This is a genomic window from Tateyamaria sp. Alg231-49 (assembly GCF_900143535.1).
In the GTDB taxonomy this organism is placed as follows: Bacteria; Pseudomonadota; Alphaproteobacteria; order Rhodobacterales; family Rhodobacteraceae; genus Tateyamaria.
Window position 1 is genome coordinate 50,577 of the sequence record NZ_FRFA01000011.1, and the last position, 23,668, is coordinate 74,244.

The 23,668-nt window shown below is 59.7% G+C and carries 19 protein-coding genes; 10 read left to right on the plus strand and 9 right to left on the minus strand.

The genetic code is table 11. The features are described 5' to 3' along the window. Positions 1–3: 3 nt before the first annotated feature. The 3 genes from DHN60_RS16215 to DHN60_RS16225 are packed head-to-tail and all read right to left on the minus strand — an operon-like array spanning position 4 to position 2,116. Entirely contained in the window at positions 4–276 is a 273-nt protein-coding gene (locus DHN60_RS16215) for a DUF6525 family protein (RefSeq protein ID WP_108838377.1), read from the minus strand. Next, positions 273–908 (minus strand): DUF1826 domain-containing protein, encoded by a 636-nt coding sequence (locus tag DHN60_RS16220; protein ID WP_108838378.1) that lies wholly within the window; start codon positions 906–908, stop codon positions 273–275. Before DHN60_RS16220 ends, DHN60_RS16215 begins: the two co-directional genes overlap by 4 nt. Next, positions 905–2,116, minus strand: coding sequence for a GTP-binding protein (locus DHN60_RS16225; RefSeq protein ID WP_108838379.1), 1,212 nt, complete (start codon positions 2,114–2,116; stop codon positions 905–907). Before DHN60_RS16225 ends, DHN60_RS16220 begins: the two co-directional genes overlap by 4 nt. Positions 2,117–2,220: 104 nt before the next feature. Here DHN60_RS16225 and DHN60_RS16230 point away from each other — a divergent pair, with 104 nt between their 5' ends. Beyond that, positions 2,221–2,625, plus strand: a complete 405-nt coding sequence (locus DHN60_RS16230; protein WP_108838380.1) for an Rrf2 family transcriptional regulator — start codon at positions 2,221–2,223, stop codon at positions 2,623–2,625. 34 nt (positions 2,626–2,659) lie between these two features. Here DHN60_RS16230 and DHN60_RS16235 read toward each other — a convergent pair whose 3' ends face one another. Beyond that, the gene (locus DHN60_RS16235) at positions 2,660–5,578 is read right to left on the minus strand and encodes an error-prone DNA polymerase (protein ID WP_108838405.1); all 2,919 of its coding nucleotides are present in this window, start codon (positions 5,576–5,578) and stop codon (positions 2,660–2,662) included. A gap of 248 nt (positions 5,579–5,826) precedes the next feature. Here DHN60_RS16235 and DHN60_RS16240 point away from each other — a divergent pair, with 248 nt between their 5' ends. The 5 genes from DHN60_RS16240 to DHN60_RS16260 all read left to right on the plus strand — a co-directional run bounded on the left by DHN60_RS16240 (position 5,827) and on the right by DHN60_RS16260 (position 12,007). After that, positions 5,827–6,294, plus strand: coding sequence for a DUF1203 domain-containing protein (locus tag DHN60_RS16240; RefSeq protein ID WP_108838381.1), 468 nt, complete (start codon positions 5,827–5,829; stop codon positions 6,292–6,294). A 71-nt stretch (positions 6,295–6,365) separates the two neighbouring features. After that, positions 6,366–6,539, plus strand: a complete 174-nt coding sequence (locus tag DHN60_RS16245; RefSeq protein ID WP_108838382.1) for a zinc-finger domain-containing protein — start codon at positions 6,366–6,368, stop codon at positions 6,537–6,539. Positions 6,540–6,663: 124 nt separating this feature from the next. Continuing rightward, positions 6,664–9,459, plus strand: a complete 2,796-nt coding sequence (polA, locus tag DHN60_RS16250) for a DNA polymerase I (RefSeq protein WP_108838383.1) — start codon at positions 6,664–6,666, stop codon at positions 9,457–9,459. Between the two features lie 241 nt (positions 9,460–9,700). After that, on the plus strand, positions 9,701–10,369 hold the full coding sequence (locus DHN60_RS16255) for a TetR/AcrR family transcriptional regulator (RefSeq protein WP_108838384.1): 669 nt from the start codon (positions 9,701–9,703) through the stop codon (positions 10,367–10,369). A 75-nt stretch (positions 10,370–10,444) separates the two neighbouring features. After that, positions 10,445–12,007, plus strand: a complete 1,563-nt coding sequence (locus DHN60_RS16260) for a DUF1254 domain-containing protein (protein WP_108838385.1) — start codon at positions 10,445–10,447, stop codon at positions 12,005–12,007. 210 nt (positions 12,008–12,217) lie between these two features. On the opposite strand, the gene DHN60_RS16265 is transcribed toward DHN60_RS16260, so the two are convergent. From DHN60_RS16265 to DHN60_RS16280, 4 genes are all read right to left on the minus strand, one after another. Further along, positions 12,218–12,445 carry a DUF2798 domain-containing protein gene (locus DHN60_RS16265; protein ID WP_108838386.1) on the minus strand — a complete coding sequence of 76 codons (228 nt, stop codon included), beginning with the start codon at positions 12,443–12,445 and terminating at the stop codon, positions 12,218–12,220. Positions 12,446–12,689: 244 nt separating this feature from the next. Continuing rightward, positions 12,690–13,457: a hydroxypyruvate isomerase family protein gene (locus DHN60_RS16270; RefSeq protein ID WP_108838387.1), complete on the minus strand. Its 768-nt coding sequence runs from the start codon at positions 13,455–13,457 to the stop codon at positions 12,690–12,692. A 36-nt stretch (positions 13,458–13,493) separates the two neighbouring features. Beyond that, on the minus strand, positions 13,494–14,195 hold the full coding sequence (locus tag DHN60_RS16275; RefSeq protein ID WP_108838388.1) for an SDR family NAD(P)-dependent oxidoreductase: 702 nt from the start codon (positions 14,193–14,195) through the stop codon (positions 13,494–13,496). Positions 14,196–14,341: 146 nt separating this feature from the next. Next, positions 14,342–14,917, minus strand: coding sequence for a DUF1285 domain-containing protein (locus DHN60_RS16280; RefSeq protein WP_108838406.1), 576 nt, complete (start codon positions 14,915–14,917; stop codon positions 14,342–14,344). Positions 14,918–14,985: 68 nt separating this feature from the next. Here DHN60_RS16280 and DHN60_RS16285 point away from each other — a divergent pair, with 68 nt between their 5' ends. From DHN60_RS16285 to DHN60_RS16300, 4 genes are read left to right on the plus strand one after another with little or no spacing between them, the layout of a single operon-like run. Further along, on the plus strand, positions 14,986–15,993 hold the full coding sequence (locus tag DHN60_RS16285) for a MoxR family ATPase (protein WP_108838389.1): 1,008 nt from the start codon (positions 14,986–14,988) through the stop codon (positions 15,991–15,993). Beyond that, positions 15,990–16,871, plus strand: coding sequence for a DUF58 domain-containing protein (locus DHN60_RS16290; RefSeq protein WP_108838390.1), 882 nt, complete (start codon positions 15,990–15,992; stop codon positions 16,869–16,871). The genes DHN60_RS16285 and DHN60_RS16290 overlap by 4 nt, the downstream gene beginning before the upstream one ends. Further along, a complete protein-coding gene (locus DHN60_RS16295; protein ID WP_108838391.1) occupies positions 16,868–19,636 on the plus strand; it encodes a DUF4159 domain-containing protein in 2,769 nt (922 codons plus the stop codon). Before DHN60_RS16290 ends, DHN60_RS16295 begins: the two co-directional genes overlap by 4 nt. After that, positions 19,633–21,678: a hypothetical protein gene (locus DHN60_RS16300; protein WP_108838392.1), complete on the plus strand. Its 2,046-nt coding sequence runs from the start codon at positions 19,633–19,635 to the stop codon at positions 21,676–21,678. The genes DHN60_RS16295 and DHN60_RS16300 overlap by 4 nt, the downstream gene beginning before the upstream one ends. Here the strand turns inward: DHN60_RS16300 and pbpC are convergent. Next, the gene (gene pbpC / locus DHN60_RS16305; RefSeq protein ID WP_234423671.1) at positions 21,675–23,648 is read right to left on the minus strand and encodes a penicillin-binding protein 1C; all 1,974 of its coding nucleotides are present in this window, start codon (positions 23,646–23,648) and stop codon (positions 21,675–21,677) included. The genes DHN60_RS16300 and pbpC overlap by 4 nt on opposite strands. Positions 23,649–23,668 lie beyond the last annotated feature (20 nt).

A 23,668-nucleotide genomic window follows, 5' to 3' on the forward strand; every position in this document is an offset into this window, starting at 1 on the left:
CCTTTAGAACTTTGCAGGTAGATGTTGGGAATTTGCAGAACGGTCGCGTGCCAGTGTGCGCGCCTCCGCGTTTGACAGTTTTGACAACGCTTCGTCCGGGCTCAGGCCCTTTGCACAGGCCCTGTTCCACACTCGGCGCGCAGACGCGGACGACCATGGCAGACTTGCTTGCGCCAGCCAGTTGCGCAGCGGCGCTGGCAACGCGTCATAGCTGCGCATGGGGTCTGCCGTGCGACTCTTGCGGCCAAGCGAGGTTGATCCAAGGTTTCGACTCATGCCTCTTCCTCTGGATCATTGACAGCATCCAAAACGAGCACCAAACGCGCCTCTCCCGTCCCTTCGATGGGGGGCGAACGATGCAAAAGGCCCGGCGCTGGCTGTGTCGGCGACAGCGTGCCGCGCATAAGGATTGGGGCACCCTTGGCGACAGAGAACACGCGCTTTGGGTCCTGACCGTCGGTTGAAACGCCGTATTGTGTTCCCGGACCGCGGTAGGTGCAAATAAGCCGCGCGGCAATCGCATCAATGTGGAACCTGCGGCATGCATTCGTCGTGACCACCTGAAGCCGCACTTGCACAAGGGGCGCAGAGACCAGATCTGCGAAGATTTTGGCCAGAACGCCAATGTCACTGATCAAGTCATCGCGTTCGGCGCAATCTGGTGTCTGCGCACTCTCGCACAAGGCATGGATTGCAGATGGAACGGCCTCGGGGCGCAAAACGATACGACCCTGCGGCAGTCGCATCGGATCAATCGCATCGATCCAAGGCTGAAACGCTGGCTTCGGCTGCCTGCGCCAGATCGCTGCCGCGCAGCCCGGCTGTAGAAACGCCCGCAAGTTTTGAGGCTTGTCTGCAACAGCCACGCCAACGGCTGCGTTCCTGATCACCGTCCGTGCAAGTGTCATGCGGCTTCCTCCTGACGTCGCCAGACAGGAAACGGGTCCGGGTAAGTCGGCAGGTCATCTGGCCCGGTGGCTGCGGTTTCCGGAACAAGACAGGTATCAAGCTGGGCTTTCAGGGCGGGCCAATCAATGCCGGCGCCGATGAACACAATCTCTTGGCGCCGGTCGCCCCACGGTTCCTGCCAATGCTGCTGCATATAGTCCTGCGCGCCTTCGTGATCGGGCCAGCGCTCGCGGGGGACCGAAGCCCACCATGTCCCAAGCGGCTTGACGCTCGACAGGGCACCCGCCAGCGAAAATTCGGCCACCCAACCGGGACGTGTCGAAATCCAGAAATGGCCCTTGGCGCGGATCACACCGGCAAGATCGCCGTTCAGCACGCCAAGGATTTTTTCCGGAACGAAAGGAAGCCTCGCCCGGTAAACAAACGAAGCGACACCGTATTCCTCGGTTTCCGGGGTGTGATCGGCAAAGCCATAAAGTTCCTTTGCCCACATCGGATGCTCATGGGCCTTTTGAAAGTCGAACATGCCGGTGTCGAGGATCGCGTCTGCCGCGACATCCGAATGATCTGTCTCGATGATCTTGGCATCGGCGTTCAGGCTGCGAATGATCTTGCGCGCAGCGTCGGTGCGCTCGGATCCCGCATCCGTGACCTTGTTCAGGATGACCACATCGGCAAATTCGATCTGTTCAACAAGCAGGTTGACCAGCGTCCGATCATCCTCTTCCCCAAGGGTTTCGCCGCGGTCGCGCAGAAAATCGTGGCTGGAATAGTCGTTAAGCAGGTTCACGGCATCAACAACCGTCACCATCGTATCAAGCCTCGAAACGTCCGAAAGACTGTCACCAAGCTCATCCCGGAAATCAAAGGTAGCGGCGACAGGCAACGGCTCGGAAATCCCTGTGGACTCGATCAACAGATAGTCAAACCGACCTTCGGCTGACAGGCGACGGACTTCGTCCAGCAGGTCATCGCGCAATGTGCAGCAAATGCACCCGTTCGACATCTCTACAAGCGTTTCGTTCGTTCGGCTCAGTTCGGTATCCGCCCGCACCAGGTCGGCATCGATGTTGACCTCGGACATGTCGTTGACGATGACCGCAACCCGGCGACCTTCGCGGTTGTTAAGAACTCGATTCAGAAGCGTCGTCTTTCCTGCGCCAAGAAATCCTGAAAGCACAGTGACGGGAAGTCGTTGGTCTGGCATAACACGCTCCAAATCTGATCCTATAGATCACGCAACTTACGCAGTTGCATTAGTAAAGCAACTGGAAAAGTTACGTATGACGCCTGTCTGGAGAAAATTCGTACATGAAGCGTAATTCTCGTCTTTCACTTGCTCTGCACACCCTCAGTCATATGGCGGGGAGCCCGGGTCGTGTACGCACATCTTCTGACATTGCAGAGCATGCAGGCACCAACCCCGTTGTTGTACGCCGCGTCTTAGGAAAGTTGCGCGAAGCTGGGCTGCTCACCTCAGAAAAGGGGCATGCTGGCGGATGGCGTTTAGCGCGCGAACCTCAGAATATCACACTCGCCGATGTCTACCTCGCGCTGGATGAACGAATGGTCGCAACGAATGAGGCCAGCGAAACACCGGCTTGCTCAGTTGAACACGCGTTGCAAGAACGCGTATCCGGTGTCCTGGAGGAAATCGAAGAAAGCCTCGTTAAGAGGCTCGGCGAGACTTCGATTTCCGAGGTCAGAGGAGGCTGATTGAAGACCTTCGGCGCGGTGGCCGGGTCTACAATCACGCGCGCGTCTCTGTCGCCTCCACGGCCTCTGGCGTCAGGATGTGGCGCAACAGCGCCACAGGATGCGCGCGCAGGGTCAGCCGGGTGGACACGTAATCCTCGACCACCTGTTCGCCCATCGTCATCTCGGGCAACAGCGCCGTAGGCTCATCCACCACCTCGCCGTCAATGTCCTGTGCAAACAGGGGCAAGACCGGCCCCGGGGCCAGCGCCTTGGCCTCCCACAATGCCTCACGACGCGACAGCCCGATACTTGCAAAGGCATCCGCCTCTGCAAGTCGCACCAGAACCGGCGGGTTAAGACCCGCCTTGCGCCACACATCGCGCACCGCATGATACCCATTTCCGCGCGCCGCCGTCAGCCAACTGGCATCCTCTTCGCTCAGCCCCTTGATCTGGCGGAACCCAAGACGCAGGGCCAGCCCACCCTGCCCGTCCGGCTCCATCACATTGTCCCAATAGCTGGTGTTCACACAGATCGGGCGCACAACAACGCCATGCTCGCGCGCGTCACGCACAATCTGGGCAGGGGCGTAAAACCCCATCGGCTGGGAATTGAGCAGCGCGCAGGCAAAGATGCCCGGATGGTGGCACTTGAGCCAGCTTGAGGCATAAACCAAGAGCGCAAAGCTCGCCGCATGGCTCTCGGGAAACCCATAAGAACCAAACCCCTCGATCTGTGAAAAACAGCGCTCGGCAAAATCGTCCTCGTACCCGTTCTTGCGCATGCCACGCAGGAACAGAGCGCGGAATGTACTGACGCTGCCATGTTTCTTGAAGGTGGCCAAAGACCGGCGCAACCGGTCCGCCTGATCTGGGGTGAAATTGGCCCCCACAATCGCGATCTGCATCGCCTGTTCCTGAAACAGGGGCACGCCCAGCGTCTTGCTCAGCACCGCGCCCAGCGCATCGGATGGAAAGGACACCGCCTCTTCTCCGTTCCGCCGCCGGATATAAGGGTGCACCATATCCCCCTGAATGGGACCGGGACGGATGATCGCGACCTCGATCACCAGATCATAGAAATTGCGCGGGCGCATACGGGGCAGGAAATTCATCTGCGCTCGGCTTTCCACTTGAAACACGCCAATGCTGTCCGCAGCACAAAGCATGTCATAGACGCGCGGATCCTCGGGGGGCAGCGTGGCAAGGGTATAGGTCTGCTGGTGGTGCATCTTGAGCAGATCAAAGGCCTTGCGGATGCAGGTCAGCATGCCAAGGGACAGCACGTCGATCTTGAGGATGCCAAGGCTGTCGATATCGTCCTTGTCCCAGCAGATGACAGTGCGGTCCTCCATCGTGGCATTCTCGATCGGCACAAGTTCATCAAGCCGCCCTTCGGTGATGATGAACCCACCCACATGCTGGCTGAGGTGGCGGGGAAAGCCATTGATCTCATGCACCAGCTCAATCGTCTGGCGCAGGCGCTTGTCCCGGAAGTCGAGGCCAATTTCTGCCATCCGCTCGGCCTCGATGCCTTTTGTGGAAAAGAACCCCCAAAGCTGTGAACTCAGCGCCGAAATCGTATCCTCGCTCAGCCCCATGGCGCGGCCCACTTCGCGGATGGCGCGCTTGCCCCGGTAGTGCACCACCGTGGCACACAGGCCCGCGCGGTGACGGCCATAGCGCTCATAGATGTGTTGGATCACTTCCTCGCGCCGCTCATGTTCGAAATCGACGTCGATGTCCGGGGGCTCATCGCGGGCCTCACTGACAAAGCGTTCAAAGACCATGGTGCCCATCTCGGGGGAAACCGAGGTCACAGCAAGGCAATAACAGACCACCGAATTGGCCGCCGACCCGCGCCCCTGACACAGGATGTTCCGGGACCGTGCAAAGTGCACGATATCGCGCACGGTCAGGAAATAGGGTTCATATTTCAGCTTGGCGATCAGGGTCAGTTCATGGCGCAGCAGCGTCTGTGCCTTTTCGGGCGCCCCTGCGGGGTAGCGCCATTTGAGGCCCTCGTAGGCGAGCCGCTCCAGCCGTTGGCCCGGCGTTTCATTGTCGGTGACCTCGGACGGGTATTCATAGCGCAACTCATCTAATGAGAACGTGAGGCTTTGGGCCAGTGCACCTGCGCGCGCCACCGCGCCCTCGTGCCCGGCAAACAGGCGGGCCATGTCAGCAGCACTGCGCAACCGCCCCTCACCATTGGCCAAGGCGTTGCGGCCCAGATGATCGACACGGGTTTTCAGACGTACGGCGGTGACCACATCCGCCAGCTTGCGCCGCGCCCCGTGGTGCATGCGCGGCGCGGCAGAGGCCAGCGTGGGCAGGCCAAGGTCGCGCGCGCGGTCCGCAAGCGCGTCAAAGCGCACCGTATCCCGCCCGTCATAGTGCGGATGCATCAGCACATGGATGTTTCCAGCAAAGCGGCGCGTCAACCGGCGCGCCGTTTGCACCCAATCACCCGCGCCGCCCTGCACCTTCTGTGCCTGTGGCCAGAGCAGCAGGTGAAGGCCCTCCGGGAACGCCTCAAGATCAGCAAGCGCGATGTCACATTGTCCCTTTTCTGCGCGCAACCGCCCGGCGGAAATGATCCGGCATAAAGAGCGCCATCCAGCCCGGCTTTGCGGCAGCACCGTGATGGGCGAGGCATCGCGGAACACCAGCCGTGCCGCCGGAATCAACCGGGGTATGGTGCTGATCGGTGCGCTTGGTGCCGCCGGGATGTGATCCGGCCTTGGCGGGCCGATCAGCCCGGTGATCGCGTCAAACTCCTGCCGCTCTTTCACACTGCGCGCAATCGCTTTGCTTTCGGTATGTGCCCGCACGATCCCGGCCACTGAATTGTCATCTGCAATGGCCAGTGCCTCCATCCCCAACAGAGCCGCGCGCGCCATGTATTCCTCGGGGTGGGATGCCCCGGTGAGGAAGGTGAAATTGGACGTGGCAGAAAGTTCAGTGAACATATGTGTGGCAGATTCGGGCATGGCAGGGTTGCAGTATATTCTTGTTTTGTTCTCATTTGAACTGGTGTTGTGTTTTGAAGGCTCTGCCCTCAGCGCGGAGCGCTGGAACAAAAAGTAAGGGGGCTCTGCCCCCACCCCTGCGGGCCTCCCCCGGGATTTTTCTTAATCAGAGAAGCAGGGGGTTGCGCATCATTCGGGTCGTCACGGCGCAGGGGAGCCGTATATGCACAGGCCAAAGGAGACACCTCATGCCAATGTTCACCGCCTTGCCCACCGACATCGTCACAGCCTATCGCGCCGGAGGTCTGGATGCCTTTGGCAACCCGCCCGAACGCACAGTCAGCGACGGAGAAGGCAATCCGTGTCGCCATTGCCTGTGCGATATTCCGAAAGGGGCCAAGATGCTGATACTGGCCCACAAGCCCTTTGAAGGCACCCACCCTTATGCGGAGGTTGGGCCGATCTTTTTGTGTGCGAGTGACTGCACGCGCGGCGGCGGGCCTGCGCTGCCCGAAATCCTAACAACCTCGCCCGACTACCTGGTCAAAGGGTACAACACCGCGGACCGCATCGTTTACGGCACAGGAGCGATCAGCCCCACCCCCGACCTTGAGGATCGGATCACGGCCATATTTGCCCATCCGGAGGTCGCCTATATCCACGTCCGCTCAGCACGCAACAACTGCTATCAGGCACGGGTCGAAAGGGACGGCTAAGGGACTTGTCTGCCCGCAGGCCTTGGCCCATAAACACCCCCAAAGTCGCGCCATATGCAAGGACCCCGCCCATGACCATCGACGCCCCCGAGACAAAGACGGTGACCACGCGTCGTATCGCATGTGACGGCGGCGAAGGCGCGCTGGGCCATCCCCGCGTCTGGCTGCAAATCCCAGAAGACACCGGCTGGGTCGAATGCCCCTATTGCGATTGCAAATACGTGCTGGCCGAAGACGCGGACTGAACGTCACAGCGTAGCGCCAAATCAAAAATGCAATGCGCCGTCAGGCGCGCCATTGGATCACGTCTGGCCCCTCGCGCCGCGCCGTGGCAAAAGGGCGGCGCATAACAGGTTCGGAGCAACGCGCATGGCACTTCAATTCGGCAAAGGGCATCACCTGCACCTGATTGACGGATCGGCCTTTATCTTTCGCGCCTATCACGCGCTGCCCCCTCTGACCCGAAAATCCGACGGTCTGCCGATCGGGGCGGTCAGCGGCTTTTGCAACATGCTCTTCAAATACGTCGAAGGGAACACAGGCCCCGACGCGCCGACCCACGTGGCCGTCATCTTTGACAAGGGCAGCCACACGTTCCGCAACGACATGTATGACCTTTACAAAGCCAACCGCGAGGCCATGCCCGAAGACCTGCGGCCCCAAATCCCCCTGACCCGGACCGCGACCGAGGCGTTCAACATCGCCTGCAAGGAAAAGGAAGGGTTCGAGGCCGACGACATTATCGCCACGTTGGCCGTGCAGGCGCGTGCCGCCGGCGGGCGCTGCACCATCATTTCGTCAGACAAGGACCTGATGCAACTGGTCGGCGACGGCGTCGAAATGCTCGACGCGATGAAGAACAAGCGCATCGACCGCGACGGTGTGTTCGAGAAATTCGGCGTCTTTCCCGAACGCGTTGTCGATGTGCAGGCGCTGGCAGGCGACAGTGTCGACAACGTGCCCGGCGCCCCCGGCATCGGGATCAAAACCGCAGCACTGTTGATCAACGAATATGGCGATCTTGATGCACTGCTGGAACGCGCAGGCGAAATCAAACAACCCAAGCGCCGCGAAACCCTGATCGACAATGCCGACCAGATCCGGCTCTCGCGCAAGCTGGTATTGCTGGACGAAAACACGCCGCTCGATTTCACCATCGACGATCTTGAGGTCCGCGACCCGCATCCCGACCAACTGCTACCCTTTTTGGCCGAGATGGAATTCCGCACCCTGACCAAGCGGATTGCAACCCAGCTTGGAGTTGAAGAACCCGAAATAAAGGAACCCACCGCGCCCGAGGCGGCAGATGCCCCCGACGCGCCGAGCTTTGACGATGCCACCTACGAACAGGTCAGCGACGCGACCGCCCTCCAGACATGGATCGACCTCATTTACGAGCGTGGCTATGTCGCCGTGGACACCGAAACCACCAGCCTGAACGAAATGACGGCCAACCTTGTCGGTATCTCGCTGGCCGTTAATCCGGGCCACGCTTGCTACATTCCTCTGACCCACAAACAGGGGGGCGATGACCTCTTTGGGTCTGACGATCTGTCCGAGGGGCAGATGCCGCTGGAAACGGCGCTCGACATGCTCAAACCCGTTCTGGAAGACGACAGCATCCTCAAGATCGGGCAAAACATGAAATATGATGCCAAGATCTTTGCCCAGATCGGCGTGCACGTCGCCCCCATCGATGACACCATGTTGATGAGCTATGCGATGCATGGCGGGTTGCACAATCACGGCATGGACACACTGTCAGAACGCTATCTGGGCCATACACCCATCCCGATCAAACCGCTGCTGGGGTCCGGCAAGTCCGCCAAGACCTTCGATCAGGTGCCGGTTGAGGATGCGGTCAAATACGCCGCCGAGGATGCCGACATCACCTTGCGCCTCTGGCAACAGTTCAAACCTGGGCTGCACCGCGCGCAGGTCACCAAAGTCTACGAAACGCTCGAACGGCCGATGGTGCCCGTGCTGGCTGGCATGGAACGCTCCGGTATCAAGGTCGACCGCGATACGCTGTCACGCATGTCCAACGCCTTTGCCCAAAAGATGGCCGGGCTTGAGGACGAGATTTACGAAATGGTCGGGCGCAAATTCAACGTGGGCTCTCCCGCGCAGGTTGGTGAAATCCTGTTTGACGAGATGAGCCTTGAGGGCGGCAAAAAGGGCAAGACCGGCAAATATGCCACCGGCGCGGACGTGCTCGAAGACCTTGCCACAGAACACGAACTGCCTGGTCTCGTGCTGGACTGGCGGCAACTTTCCAAGCTGAAATCGACCTATACAGACGCGCTGCAGGACCATATCAACCCGGACACAGGCCGCGTGCACACGTCCTATTCAATCGCTGGGGCGTCAACAGGGCGGCTCGCCTCAACCGATCCAAACCTGCAAAACATCCCGATCCGAACCGAAGAAGGGCGGCGCATCCGCGAAGCCTTTGTGTCCGAACCGGGCAAGACCCTCGTGGCGCTGGACTATTCCCAGATCGAACTGCGCATTCTCGCCCACATCGCCAAAATTCCCGAGCTGAAACAGGCCTTTGACGACGGCATCGACATCCACGCGCTGACAGCGTCTGAAATGTTTGACGTCCCGCTCGACGAAATGACGCCGGACGTTCGCCGACAAGCCAAGGCGATCAACTTCGGGGTGATCTATGGCATCTCTGGCTTTGGTCTGGCGCGCAACCTGCGCATCCCACGGGCCGAAGCGCAGGGGTTCATCGACCGGTACTTCGAACGCTTCCCTGGCATCCGCACCTATATGGACGACACCAAGGCGTTCGCCAAAGAACACGGCTACGTCCAGACCCTGTTTGGCCGCAAAATCCACACGCCCAACATCGGGGCCAAGGGGCCACATGCAGGCTTTGCAGCCCGCGCCGCCATCAACGCCCCGATCCAAGGGACAGCGGCAGATGTGATCCGGCGCGCGATGATCCGTATGCCAGAGGCAATCGCAAACCTGCCCGCCACGATGCTGCTGCAGGTGCATGACGAATTGCTGTTCGAAGTCGAAGACAGCGCCGTCGACGATCTGATCGGCGTGGCGCGGGGCGTGATGGAAGGGGCAAACAACCCCGTCGTGCATCTCGACGTCAAACTGACCGTGGATGCAGGACAGGGCCAAAACTGGGCCGAGGCGCACTAACCAAAGTCAAAGACTGAGCCAAACCCACTTTGTCGGCGGCACGCATCTCATCTGGATTTTAGCCTTTCGCACTCCAACGCAGGTTCACGTTGAGCCCAAGACTGCCATTCACAGCGCGCGACCCAAAACAACAAAATCAGAGCGTCCCGAGCCAAACCTTATCGATTGGCAACAAACCCGCAGCCAATGGGGTACTTCAAAAAGACTCGACTTCTGACACCATGTCAGCATTACTGACACCATGTCAGAAGAGAAACCACGCGATTCAACCGATGCCCCAGCTTCACGTTTCTTAGAACCCAGCAAGGCGGCATTGACGAAAGCGGCGATTTTAGACACCGCTCACTCAATTTTGGAAACCCGTCCATTCAGAGATTTGACCGTAGGCACGCTCATGAAGGCGACAGGGCTTAGTCGCCCGACATTCTATCTATATTTCAATGACCTGCACAGCCTCATGGAAACTTTGCTAGATGAAGCAAAAGGCGGGATCATCGAGGGGGCAAGAACTTGGCTGGCCTGTGAAGGCGATGCCGTGACCGAGCTTCAGAACAGTTTGCGTGCCGTTGTGGATGTCGGCTTCGAACACGGGACGATCCTCAAGGCTGTTTCAGACGCGGCAACCCGTGACGAACGCCTTGAAATCGTTTGGGAGACGTTCCTCAGCTCTTTCGACCATGTTGTGTCGGCTCGGATCGAGCACGACCAGCAAAATGGCATCACGCCCGAGTTCAATTCCTTTCATGTGGCGCGCGCCCTGAACCGAATGGATGCAGCCATTTTGATCAAGGCGTTCGGCACACCAAAAAAGGACGACAAGGATGCGGTACTATCCGCGATATTGCGGGTTTGGCTTTCAACGCTTTACCCCTTCGACGCCCGCGCGGCGATCCAACTAAGTAAGGGGTAAGTTCAAGTTTCGAACTCTGCGAAGGCGACTCTTGTCGCTTTCAAAAACAAAAACGAACTACTGGGAGGACAGTAAATGAGTTTCAAGAAACCTATGTTCCGTGTGGCTGCGGCAGCCGCATTGGCGGGGGGTCTGTTCGCCGCCCAAACGAACGCGCAAGGCGTTCAGACGATGGAGATGACAACACCAATACCGGACGGGGTCACAACACCAGACAACCTGCAAACACGCGTAGGAGAACTTAACTTCTTTGACGGCGTTCCGGACGTAGAGTCCGCTCAGAAGATTTATAACCTGCTGGACTTTACCCATGCCTACCAAGCGGTCTTGGACGGCACCAAAATCGCGTCAATGGAAGGTCTGCGCAACGGGATTTTGGATTTTGGCCCCGCAAATACAACGGCCATTCTCTTCGAAGAACTCATGGATTCCCGGGCGCTGTTTCTGACAGCAAATACAACCAGCGTGTATATGATGTCTTGGCTTGAAATGGGTGACGAACCCATGGTGATCGAAACGCCTCCAAATGTACTTGGGTTCCTAAACGACGCTTGGTTTCGATATGTCACTGACTTTGGCAACCTCGGCCCGGACAAGGGAGAGGGTGGCAAGTTCCTGATCCTGCCCCCCGGATACGAGGGCGATGTGCCAGAAGGGTATTACGTCGCACGCACCAACACGTATGGGAACTGGGTGCTGTGGCGCGGCTATCAAAAGGACGGAACGACCGACCTCGCGGTCAGCCAGACCAAAGAACGTTTCCGGATCTATCCTCTTTCACAGGCTGACAACCCGCCTGAGATGAATTTCGTGAACGTTTCCGGTGAGCTGTTTAACACGATTCACCGAATGGACGTCGAAATTTTTGAAGAGATAAACGCCGTTGTCCAGCGGGAACCCCTCATGGGCGAACGTCCGGAACTGCTTGGGCATCTTGCCGCGATTGGGATCGTCAAAGGACAAGAATTCGCGCCCGACTCGCGGATGAAACCAATTTTGGAAGCGGCGGCCGCTGCCGGTGCGGTAACCGTCAAAACGATCATCTCCAAACCGCGGGACGAACGCTTTTACTGGTACCCGGGCGAAAGCTATTGGCAGACGGCATTCCCGGGCGGAGCATACACTTTTGAAATCGAAGGGGCGACCGTTCAGGATATTCGCGCGGCCTTTCACTTCTATGCAACCGGTATAACCCCAGCCATGGCATTGAAGGCCGTCGGGAAAGGCTCGCAATATGCGTTCACCTACCGCGATTCCAACGGCAATCCGCTAGACGGTGGCAAAATGTATAAGATCAACGTGCCAGCCGATGTTCCAGCCGAAGATTTCTGGTCCTTCACACTGTACGATAACCAGACACGTTCAATGCTACAGACGGACGCTCAGTTCCCAGCCATAGGAAGCAACGATTCTGACGTCGTGCAGAACGACGATGGTTCTTATGACATTTACTTTGCGCCAGAAGCTCCGGAGGGCAAAGAAAGCAACTGGGTTCAAACCGTACCCGGAAAAGGGTGGAACACCATTTTCCGTCTGTATGGTCCACTTGAGTCTTGGTTCGATCAAACCTGGCGCCCCGGTGAAATCGAATTGATCACCTTCGCTTCAGATGGCGAAGCGTGTTCTTGCAACGAATAAAACCGAAACAAAAATAGCAAACGGGGCGGGGCAAATATGCGCCGCCCTTAATCATTTGTGAGACCGAAATATCCCGGTGCAAAGCAGCTGCTCGCCCGCGCGACGCAACCTGCGGCTTTGGTCCGCACAGCGGGATTTTGTGATGACCTAAACCAGAGCGACACGTCCAATCAGCTTGTGCCAATCGCCGCCCTTGGCCGCCTGCGCGTGCTACTCCTTGATCGTCAGCGCCGCGACCATGCGCCGGGCCAGAGGTGCCACGAACAGCACCACGGGAAAGGCGACCGCCCAGCTGGGCCACCAGCCCCCCATCCATGTCGCGAAAAAGCCGGGGATCAGGCCGACGGCAAGGAATGTCGAAATACCCGAGACGATGAACGACATCATCCCGCTCAGAAACAGTCCAAAGACGATATGTGCGTAGCGTGCAGGTATCATGCTGGCCCCTTCTCCATTCCCTGTGATGGCTGCGTCCTAGCAGCGCTGCCCAAACCTTGAAAGTGTTCTGGTGCACAACCTCTGCGCGTCTCACCAAACCCCCGCAATTTTGGAGGTCTCATGTGCGCGTCCTCCCGTCGTTCCGTCCGGCTGGCCAGTGCATTGGGATGGTGGCGTGGAGTGGGCGATTTCTTAACAGGGTATGAATCTGCCGCTGTAAGCCATTGATTTTATTTGTGCCAACTCATGTCCCAGCGTGGGACACCCGCCAGCCCAGACCCGCCTCCGTGCGCCCCTGAGGCGTATATTCCGCGCTGACCCAGCCTTCATATCCGCCGGCATCAATGGCCGCAAAAAGGGCTGGAAAATCGATCTCCCCGGTCCCCGGGGGCGTCCGATCCGGCGCGTCTCCGATCTGAATATGCCGGATCAGCGGGCGCAGTTTTTCAAAGGTTTCAAGAGCATCCCCCGTGATCACCTGAGCATGATAGCTGTCATATTGAAGGGCCACATTCGACGCACCAACCGCCTCGATAATCTCGGCGGCAAGGTCAAAGCTGGAGAGAAAATACCCCGGCTGAGCGATCTGATTGAGCGGCTCCAAACAAAGGCAAAGACCCTCAGGCAAATCGGCGGCCGCACGCTTTAGATTGGCGATCATTGTCTCTTTCGCCGCATCGCCCTGACCCACACCGCTCATCATATGGATGAACCGCGCCCCTAAAGCCTGCGCATATCGCACGGCCCGGCGCATATCATAGTCAAACCGTGCCTCACCGCCGGGGGTCGCCGCAAAACCCCGCGCGCCGCCCGCATAATTCGGACCCGGCGCGTTCAAAAGTACCATCTCCAGCCCGTTTCGCTGAAGCGCCTTTTGCGTCTCCGGAGCAGGGGTGTCGTAAGGGAATAGGATTTCGACCGCCTCAAATCCAGCGTCCGCCGCAGCATCAAAGCGGTCGAGATAGGGCAACTCGGCCCAAAGGTGTGTCAGGTTGGCAGCAAACTTCGGCATGACCGGCAGGCTAGCCCGCCCTTGGACGCAACGCCATCAAAACGTCTCGACCCATGGGCGCAAAGCGATCTCGTTTGACCAAGCCGAACGGTGCTGGTCAATCAACTGGATGTAAGCCCCCGCGATGGCGTCCGGATCCAGCATCTTGTCCGTGCCATCGTCCGTACGCTCAGGCCAGGCGGTATTGGAAATGCCACCGTCGATGTTGACCCACGCCACATGGATACCTTTTGGGTGCAGTTCCCGCGCCATGGATTGAGCAAGGCCGCGCTGTGCAAACTTGCCCATCGCAAAAGGAGCTGAGTTCGGGAACCCTTTGACGCCAGCAGAGGCCCCTGTGAACAGGATTGTGCCCCGCTTGCCCTCCTGAGCGGGCTGGGCCTGCATCACTTTGGCAGCCGCACGGCCCATCAGGAAGGATCCGAACGCGGTGATTTCGATGGCGCGGCGGACCTCTTCGGGATCAAGGTCGGCCACCGGACCACGAACGCGCGCAGACGGGTTATAAACGGCGACATCCAACCGACCTTCGATAGAAGCAAAGAGCGCATCAACATCGCCCGGATCACTGCCATCCAGTGCAACAGTGCGCGCCTGCGTTTCTTCGGCAAGCACCGCCAGTTTGTCGGTGTTGCGTGCCGCGAGGACAATGGCGTTCCCACGCGCATGCAATTGCCGCGCCAGTGACGCGGACAGCCCACTGCCTGCGCCGATGATCAAAGCCGTTCCTTTGGTCATATCTCTGTCTCCAAGCCATAGGTTGCGCGGCGGAGGGAACCTCTGCCGTCCGCCCACAATGCAATCCAATGTTCCAAAAGGCCAAGATCATCCAATGCACAGGCGATGTGCACCTTGAAGTAAGGCTTGTGTATCGTGCGCCAGGATCAGGGCAATTCGGCTGACGGAATTACCCCGAAGAACTGTCCGCCCGACCAAACGCCAAACCAGTCGTCTTCGTGCACGCACAAATCAACCAGACGGTAAAAGCTCTTGCGGTCGATCAGCGCCTCAAGATCTGCGCGGATCAAAATGTAGGGCGAAGGTTCGCCTGTCTCAGGATCACGCTCCACGCGGATGGGATGCTCGGCTCCGGCTGCGGCCACATCCCCCACGTGGGTGGTAAATGTCAGGGTTTGCGCAACGCCCTCCCCCTCGAGTTCAAAATCAACCGCCACAAACGGCGCATCATCCACCGTGATCCCGACCTTTTCGACCGGAGTCACAAGGAAATATTTGCCCTCTTCCCGCTTGAGAATCGATGAGAACAATTTGACCAAACCGGGCCGCCCGATGGGGGTACCCTGATAAAACCACGTCCCATCCCGGGCGATCCGCATGTCCAGATCACCGCAAAACGGAGGATTCCACAGATGTACAGGCGGCAAACCGCGTGTTTTTACTGCATTGATCGACGCAACCAGCCCTTCGGCATCCGGTGTCACAGTTTTTTGTCCACTCATATCTTTTGCCATTCCACCTTTAGGCAATAGGTTGTCAAATAGAGTATATCCCGAAGGAAAGAGAAGTCATGACCCCATCCGAGGATCTTGTTGCCGACATAGAAGTTTTGGGAGGCAAGCTGGCCGAAGCGAAAGCCTCGATCACCAAGCGCTTTATCGGACAGGAGCGGGTGGTCGATCTGACCCTCACAGCCCTGCTATGCGGCGGTCACGGTCTGCTGATTGGTCTGCCCGGCCTGGGCAAGACACGATTGGTCGAAACCCTCAGCACAGTGATGGGTCTAGACGGCAGCCGCATCCAGTTCACACCTGACCTGATGCCTGCTGATATCCTGGGGTCCGAGGTTCTGGATACGGACGACGACGGCAACCGCAGTTTCCGATTCGTGCCGGGCCCTGTATTTTGCCAATTGTTGATGGCAGATGAAATCAACCGCGCCAGCCCGCGCACCCAATCAGCCCTGTTGCAGGCGATGCAGGAAAAGACGGTGACTGTGGCGGGACAAGACCGCCCCCTCGGCGTGCCGTTCCACGTTCTGGCCACTCAGAACCCGATTGAGCAGGAGGGGACATATCCCCTGCCCGAAGCGCAGCTTGACCGTTTCCTTGTGCAGATTGACGTCCTTTACCCGGACCGCGCGACCGAGCGCGACATTCTTCTGGCCACGACCGGAACAGAGGACGCGCAGGCCACTGCCGTCTTCTCGGATGGTGAGTTGCTTGCGGCGCAAACTTTGCTGCGCCGGATGCCTGTGGGCGACAGTGTGGTTGAATTGATCCTCGATCTGGTACGTGCCTTCCGTCCATCAGAACCTGATTCATCTGCCCAAGTGCGCGAAACCGTCGCCTGGGGTCCTGGCCCACGTGCGGCACAGGCCCTCATGTTGGCCGTGCGTGCACGCGCCCTGTTGCAGGGGCGTCTTGCGCCCTCGGCCGAGGATGTTATCGACATGGCCCGCCCTGTTCTGTCCCACCGTATGGCGCTGAACTTTGCGGCACGCGCCCGTGGGGATAGCCTGTCAGACCTGATCGAGGAAACCGCCGCCACGCTCAGCCGCCAAGAGGCTGCCGCGTGACAAGCCCCGTCGCTCTGCGAGAAAAAGCCGAGACACAGGCCGCGCGCCTGCCCGCCCTTTTGGCGCGGGCAGAGCATCTGGCAGGCGCTGTCCTGCTGGGCGATCACGGCCGGCGGCGCGCAGGTATGGGCGATGATTTCTGGCAATACCGCCCAGCCCAGTTGGGCGATAGCCGCCGCATGATTGACCACCGACGCAGCGCTATGGGTGACGTTCAGTTCGTGCGCGAACGCGAGTGGCAGATAGCCCAATCCGTTATGCTGTGGGTTGATCAGGGCGCATCGATGAACTTTGCCTCAACCAAGGACCTCACAACAAAAGCTGAGCGCGCTCGAGTCCTTGCGTTGGCCTGTGCGATCTTGTTGGTGCGTGGCGGGGAACGCGTCGGGCTGACGGGTACACGATTGCCACCACGCCGGGGCAACATGCAGGTCATGCGGTTGGCCGAGATGTTTTCTGAAGATGCCGATGAGGACTATGCCCCCCCGGAACACCGGGCGATGGTGCCGCATGCCCGCGCGCTGTTCGTCTCTGATTTCATGGGTGATATCGAAGCCGTGCGCACCGCATTGACCAAGGCCGCGGATCGCGGAGTGCGTGGCGTTCTGCTCCATGTGCTTGACCCGGCAGAAGAAGCGTTTCCGTTCCGTGGGCGCACTGTCTTTCAAAGCATGGGCGGCACTCTCGAGCATGAAACCCTCAAAGCCTCTGACCTGAAGGACCGCTATCTTGAGCGGCTCGCTGAACGCAAGGCCGAGTTACAGCATCTCTGTTCGGTTGCGGGCTGGACCTATGGCCTGCACCACACAGACACCTCCGCACAATCCGGTTTGCTGTGGATTTGGCGGGCACTTGATGGTGGAAGGGCGCGCACGTGACTGTTTTTGGGCCCATTGGTTTTGCCGCGCCGTGGCTGCTGGTCGCGCTTATTGCGCTGCCGATCCTTTGGCTGATCCTGCGCGCGATCCCGCCCGCGCCGATCCGTCAGCGTTTCCCGGGCGTGGCACTCTTGTTGGGCCTCAAGGACGACGAATCTGTATCCGACCGCACCCCTTGGTGGCTTTTGCTGCTGCGCATGCTCGCTGTGGCTGCGATGATTATCGGCCTCGCCGGGCCTGTCCTGAACCCCGAAGATGATGGCCAAGCCGGAAACGGGCCTCTGCTTGTTGTGATGGACGGCAGTTGGGCGGGGGCGGCCCAATGGTCCCGTCAAATCGAAGCGGTGGAAGGCGAATTGCGCCGTGCCGGAGCGGCAGATCGTCAGGTTGCTCTGCTAAACTTGGCCGATCCGGAATCGACAGTCTTTCAGACCGCCAATACGATCACAACGCGCCTGCCCGGGGTTGTTCCGTCCCCTTGGCAACCCGGTGATCCAAGCTCTTTGACCGCCAATCTGCCCGATGGAGATTTTGAAACGGTTTGGTTCAGTGATGGGGTGGATTATCCAGGTCAATCGGACATCCTTGCCGCTTTGGAATCGCGTGGGACTGTCCGGGTCGTTCAGGCCGTTTCCGATGTGATTGCATTGACCCCGGCGCGGTACGTCGACGGGTTGATTGAGCTGACTGCCTTGCGCGTCTCTGCTGGCCCTGAACGGGGCGTCACTGTTCTGGCGCAGGGTCGGGATCCGGCCGGAAATGCCGCGATACTGGCCAACGCCAATGCCGTATTCGATGCCGGAACCACCAGCGCGGACACTGCCCTTTCCCTACCAGCCGAGTTGCGGGCGCGCGTCACCCGTTTTGAGGTACAGGGCGCGAAATCTTCGGGTGCTGTAACTCTGGTAGATGACAGCCTGCGTCGCCGGGAGATCGCACTGATCGCAGGCCGCGAGGGGCGTGAAGGCCTCGAATTGCTCTCACCGCTGCATTACCTTGAACGTGCGCTGGCACCCACGGCGGACCTGTTGGGCGGTGCCCTTAGCGATGTTCTGCCTGCCAACCCTGATGTGATTGTTCTTGCCGATGTGGCCACTCTTTCGGACGGCGAAGCCGAGGCGATTTCCGGCTGGATCGATCAGGGCGGACTGCTCTTGCGTTTTGCCGGGCCGCGTGTGGCCGCCAGCGATGTTTCACGCGTCAATGAGGATCCGCTCATGCCTGTTCGTCTGCGGTCTGGCGGGCGCAGCGTCGGCGGCGCGATGAGCTGGGGATCTCCCAAGACCCTCGCTCCTTTTACGGAAGGGTCGCCATTCTTTGGTCTTGAGGTTCCCGATGACGTCGCCATCACCGCCCAAGTGATGGCCCAACCCGACCCGACCCTTGCCGAGCGGGTGATTGCAGAGTTGAGCGATGGCACACCATTGGTAACCCGCAAGCGTGTCGGACAGGGCCAGATCGTTTTGTTTCACGTCACGGCCAATGCCGAATGGTCGTCCCTGCCCCTTTCGGGCCTGTTTGTGGAAATGCTCGAACGGCTCGCGGTGTCGTCTACGAGTTCTGCGCCCAATGCAGACGATCTGGAGGGCACAATATGGACACCCCAAATCGTCATGGATGGTTTCGGAGACTTGCGGGACGCAGGCGCGATGCCGGGCGTGCCTGGTCCAAAGCTGGTCTCGGACCCCGCCGGGCCGAACCTTTTACCCGGCGTCTACATCTCGGGCGAACGCAGCCTTGCGCGCAATGTTCTCACAGCAGAGGCGGTTTTGACCCCCACGGAATGGCCTGCGCGGATCGAAGTGTCTGGCCTTGCAGTCATCCCCGAACAACCGCTTGGTGGCATTTTGTTGGCGGCCGCAATCGGGCTGTTGCTGGCTGACATCATCGCGTCTCTGGCACTTTCGGGACGGTTGACTGGCGGTGTCCGCGCACGTGGCCCGGCGGCGCTGATTGCGGCACTTTTGGTCGCGCCTATGGCCCCCGGTCCCGCGCATGCCCAACAAAGTGCCGAGGATGAAATTGCTGCCGCTTCCGAAGTTGTGCTGGCCCATGTCATCACCGGCAACAGCCAAGTCGACGAAGTGGCACAGGCCGGGCTGCGCGGCCTGTCAGATACTCTGTTCTTCCGCACCTCGGTCGAACCTGCGCCGCCTATCAGCGTGGACCTCGAAACGGATGAGCTGGCGTTTTTCCCAATCCTCTACTGGCCCGTCACACCGGATCAGCCGCGCCCGTCACGCGAAGCCTATGGCAAGTTGAACGACTACCTGCGGTCCGGTGGGCTCATCCTTTTTGACACCCGTGACGGTGACATCGCAGGCTTTGGGACAGCCAGCCCGAACGGGCGCAAGTTGCAAGACTTGGCAGCGCCGCTCGACATCCCAGCCCTTGAACCGATCCCACGCGATCACGTTCTAACGCGCACCTTTTACCTCCTGCAGGACTTTCCGGGCCGCCATTTGAACGGCGAGGTTTGGGTCGAGGCCGCACCCCCCGGCGCAGAACAGGTCGAAGGGATGCCATTCCGCAACCTCAATGACGGCGTCACGCCAGTCGTGATCGGTGGCAATGACTGGGCGGCAGCGTGGGCTGTCACCCCAAGCGGTCAAGCGATGCTACCGGTGGGTCGCGGATTTGGCGGAGAACGTCAGCGCGAGTTGGCTTACCGCTTCGGAGTGAACCTCGTCATGCATGTGCTCACCGGAAACTACAAAAGCGATCAGGTCCACGTGCCTGCACTGCTTGATCGGCTTGGCCAATGACCGGAACTGTCCTTTTTGACCCGCTGTTGCCTTGGCCTGTTTTGGCCATTTTGGCGGCCATTGTCTTGGGCGGCGTCGTTCTGGCCGTGATGCGCGGTCTGTCCGGCTGGGCACTGCGTGGCATGGCCGGGCTGGTCATTCTTGGCGCGCTTTCTGGCCCATCACTTCAGGAAGAAGACCGCGCGCCATTGAACGATATCGTCATTCTCGCCGAAGACCAAAGTGCAAGCCAGCGGTTGCGAGACCGGCCGGACCAAACCGAAAGCACGGCAAACGCAATCGCCGCAACCCTCGCCGCGCGCGAAGGCACCGAAGTACGGCGTATCACCGTGCCGGATGGGGACGAAGACACTGGCACCCGCTTGATGAGCGCGCTGTCGGATGCGCTGGCCGAAGAACCGCGCGCGCGTATTGCAGGCCTTATCGCGATCAGCGACGGGGTTGTGCACGACGCTGACCTGCCGTTGGAATTGCCCGCGCCGTTGCACGTCCTGCTGACCGGCAAGGACACGGATTGGGACCGCCGCCTATTGGTCAAAAATGCGCCGGCCTTTGCCATCATTGGCGAATCCGTCACGCTGACCTTGCGGATCGAAGACAGCGGCGCGGCCCCGAGCGACGCAGGCACCGCCCCGCTGGACATCTCTGTCGACGGCTCTGAACCGCAGCGGTTCAACGTCCGTATTGGCGAGGATATCGATCTGCCCATCACCTTGCCCCATGGCGGGCGCAATGTGATCCAGTTTTCGGTTCCCGAAGCCGAGGGTGAGTTGACCGACCGCAACAACACAGCATTGATCCAAATGAACGGGGTGCGTGACCGGTTGCGTGTGCTGCTGGTATCGGGCGAACCGCATGCGGGTGGGCGTACATGGCGCAATCTGCTCAAGTCAGACAGTTCTGTCGATCTCGTCCACTTCACCATTCTGCGCCCGCCAGAAAAGCAGGACGGCGTGCCCGTTGGAGAGTTGTCCTTGATCGCCTTTCCAACGCGAGAATTGTTCCTCGAAAAGATCGACGATTTCGATCTGATCATCTTTGATCGCTATAAACGGCGGGGGATTCTGCCGTCGCTCTATCTCGACAACGTTGCCCGCTATATCCGCGATGGCGGCGCAGTTCTGGTCGCGGCAGGGCCCGATTTTGCTGGTGCCGACAGTCTTTACCGCTCACCACTTGGGACCGTCATGCCCGCTGAACCGTCTGCCCGCGTGCTGGAAGAGGCCTATCGCCCCACAGTGTCCGAAATTGGCGTGCGCCACCCGGTCACAATCGGCATGCCCGGCGCAGGTGACTGGGGCCGCTGGTTGCGCCAGATCGATGTGGCCGCACGACAAGACAGTGTGGTGGTAATGGAAGGTATCGACAATCGCCCACTACTGGTGCTGGAGCGGGTTGAGGAGGGGCGCGTTGCGCTGCTGGCCTCGGACCACGCGTGGCTGTGGAATCGCGGGTATGAAGGAGGCGGTCCGCAATTGGAATTGCTGCGTCGGCTTGCCCACTGGATGATGAAAGAACCCGAGCTGGAAGAAGAAGCGCTGACCGCCATTGCCACAGGTCAGTCCATGCGCATCCAGCGTCGCACATTGTCTGACGCTGTGCCGCCTGTCACTGTGACCGACCCAAACGGCACGACTGTTGAACTGTCCCTCACAGAGGTGGCTCCGGGCCAGTTCGAAACCCGTTTTGACGGGCCTGAGATCGGGCTTTACCGCTTGGAGAACGGAGAGCAAAGCGCAGTCATTGGCCTTGGACCCGCAGCGCCTAAAGAGTTCGAAGCAACCATCGCAACTGCTGATATCATCGGCGAGCGGGTGGCCAGCACCCGTGGTGGAGTATTGCGCATCGAAGAAGGCGTGCCGCGCATCCGGACAGTACGCGAGGGCCGACCTGCCGCAGGACGCGGTTGGATCGGGATCACGCCACGCGGTGCTTACGAGACACAAGATGTGCGCCAGATGGCCTTGTTGCCCCCGTGGTTGGTTCTGCTTTTGGCAGCAGGGTTTATTACCGGCGCATGGTTGCGCGAAGGGCGCCGCTAAGGGCGAAGTTCGACGGCCACCCGGGCAGAACGGCCCGAAGCATCGATCACGGCAATGTCCGAAAATCCGGGCGATGTGAGATCGACCGAGAGTGTGCGTTGGCGTAAGCCCGATGTGATCGGCGCGCCGTTAAGCAACACTGTCAGCGGCAAGTGCCCCCCTTCCACTTTGACCATGGTACCCGCGTCCTCCAAGACAGCTCCATCCGGGGGGAAGCTTAGCACAGGGCCAGACGCATTGGGTTCGGCATGGCCGAAACGGCGCAAAGGCGCGGGCAGATCTGCCGTGGTTACAATCAGCGTGTCGGGCGACGGCGGCGGAGATGGGTCCAGCTCAGGTTTCAAGCGCCCGAACGCCTCAAACAACAACGGAGCTGCATGATCCGCGCCAAACGCACCCGGCACCGGCGTCCCGTCTGGCCGCCCGATCCAAACCCCAATCACGTGCCGTCCGTCATAACCAAACGCCCAGGCGTCCCGGTGTCCGTAAGATGTGCCGGTCTTGTAAGCCAACCCACCCTGGGCCCCAGCAGGCGGTGCGATGCCGCGCAAGATATCACCCACTTGCCATGCCGCGCGCGCTGCGATCACCTGATCGGTGTGCGTTTCCTCATGCCGTTGGTCGCTGATCGAAACAGCTTTGCCCAGTTGCGCGAGTCCCGCATAGACCTTTGCGAGATCTTCGAGGCTTAACCCGACACCACCCAAAGCAATAGCAAGACCCGGTTTGCCACCAGGCAACACGGGTTCGGCACCAAATGCGCGCAAGCTTGCCATCAGGCGCTGCGGCCCAAGCCTGTCGGTCAACGCAACTGGCGGGATGTTCAAGGATTGCGCCAATGCGGTCCGCGCCGTCACATCCCCACGAAACTGCCCATCAAAGTTTTTCGGCGCATATCGCCCAAACCGCGTGGGTCGATCTGCAAATATGGTGTCAGGGTGCGCAAGCCCGCGATCAAAACCAAGCCCATATATCAACGGCTTTAGTGTCGAGCCGGGCGAGCGTTTTGCACGCGTCATATCGACAAAGCCAAGCGCGCCATGTGCATCCGAGTATTCAGGTGCGCCGACGCGGGCAAGGACCGCCCCATTGTGGTGATCAACAACCATTAGCGCGACGGAAACGCCCGCCGCCTGATCCGCCGCATGCATTCGAACCAAAGTTTCCATCTGTTTCTGCACGGGTGCATGCAAGGTGGTCACGAAACGCGTCTGGTTGGGCTGCTCGATGCGCAATGCATCCGCCAGATGCGGTGCAATACGCGGCAAAGGGCGCATGGCGCGCGGGACATCTGACTTGACCTGCGCTGCTCCGATCCGTTCAAGAACCCTGTCGCGGGCCATCCTTGCGGCATTTGGGTACCGGTCTGGCCGCCGGTTCTCGGGCGACTGCGGCAGGGCCACCAACAATGCCGCCTCCGACGGAGACAGACGGGTTGGCTCTTTGCCGAACCAGACATGGGCTGCACTGCGCACTCCTTCGAACCGGCCACCATAGGGCGCATGTTGGAGGTATAGATGCAGGATGTCGGCTTTGCTCAGGGTCCGCTCCAAGGCCCAAGCCAACCGCATTTGGCGCAGCTTTCCGCGCAACGACCCAGTGCCGGAGTTTTCAAGCAATCGGGCTGTCTGCATTGTGAGCGTGGACCCGCCAGACACCACACGCCCATGAAAGGCCGCCTGTACGGCGGCGCGCATCATAGCCCGCACGTCGACTCCGTTGTGTCTGTAGTACCGCTTGTCCTCGTAAGCGATCAGCATGTCGGTCAGCGTGCTGTCCACAGTTCCCTGTGTCACGGCTAGGCGGATGCGCCCGTTCTCAACCGCGAACGCACGCATCAATGTGCCCTGATGGTCCTGCATTTCGACCGAGGTCTCGGTCAGCATTGCAGGCAGAACAGTGCGATCGACCCATTGATCCCAGACCGTCCAAATCACGCCGACACCCAGCAACAGAGCTGCAATCAACAAGAAAGGTCGGCGCGACTGCC

Excerpts from the sequence above, each read along its gene's own strand:
- DHN60_RS16215 (WP_108838377.1), bottom strand. The coding sequence starts at position 276 with ATGAGTCGAAACCTTGGATCAACCTCGCTTGGCCGCAAGAGTCGCACG.
- DHN60_RS16220 (WP_108838378.1), bottom strand. The coding sequence starts at position 908 with ATGACACTTGCACGGACGGTGATCAGGAACGCAGCCGTTGGCGTGGCT.
- DHN60_RS16225 (WP_108838379.1), bottom strand. The coding sequence starts at position 2,116 with ATGCCAGACCAACGACTTCCCGTCACTGTGCTTTCAGGATTTCTTGGC.
- DHN60_RS16230 (WP_108838380.1), top strand. The coding sequence starts at position 2,221 with ATGAAGCGTAATTCTCGTCTTTCACTTGCTCTGCACACCCTCAGTCAT.
- DHN60_RS16235 (WP_108838405.1), bottom strand. The coding sequence starts at position 5,578 with ATGTTCACTGAACTTTCTGCCACGTCCAATTTCACCTTCCTCACCGGG.
- DHN60_RS16240 (WP_108838381.1), top strand. The coding sequence starts at position 5,827 with ATGCCAATGTTCACCGCCTTGCCCACCGACATCGTCACAGCCTATCGC.
- DHN60_RS16245 (WP_108838382.1), top strand. The coding sequence starts at position 6,366 with ATGACCATCGACGCCCCCGAGACAAAGACGGTGACCACGCGTCGTATC.
- polA (WP_108838383.1), top strand. The coding sequence starts at position 6,664 with ATGGCACTTCAATTCGGCAAAGGGCATCACCTGCACCTGATTGACGGA.
- DHN60_RS16255 (WP_108838384.1), top strand. The coding sequence starts at position 9,701 with ATGTCAGAAGAGAAACCACGCGATTCAACCGATGCCCCAGCTTCACGT.
- DHN60_RS16260 (WP_108838385.1), top strand. The coding sequence starts at position 10,445 with ATGAGTTTCAAGAAACCTATGTTCCGTGTGGCTGCGGCAGCCGCATTG.
- DHN60_RS16265 (WP_108838386.1), bottom strand. The coding sequence starts at position 12,445 with ATGATACCTGCACGCTACGCACATATCGTCTTTGGACTGTTTCTGAGC.
- DHN60_RS16270 (WP_108838387.1), bottom strand. The coding sequence starts at position 13,457 with ATGCCGAAGTTTGCTGCCAACCTGACACACCTTTGGGCCGAGTTGCCC.
- DHN60_RS16275 (WP_108838388.1), bottom strand. The coding sequence starts at position 14,195 with ATGACCAAAGGAACGGCTTTGATCATCGGCGCAGGCAGTGGGCTGTCC.
- DHN60_RS16280 (WP_108838406.1), bottom strand. The coding sequence starts at position 14,917 with ATGAGTGGACAAAAAACTGTGACACCGGATGCCGAAGGGCTGGTTGCG.
- DHN60_RS16285 (WP_108838389.1), top strand. The coding sequence starts at position 14,986 with ATGACCCCATCCGAGGATCTTGTTGCCGACATAGAAGTTTTGGGAGGC.
- DHN60_RS16300 (WP_108838392.1), top strand. The coding sequence starts at position 19,633 with ATGACCGGAACTGTCCTTTTTGACCCGCTGTTGCCTTGGCCTGTTTTG.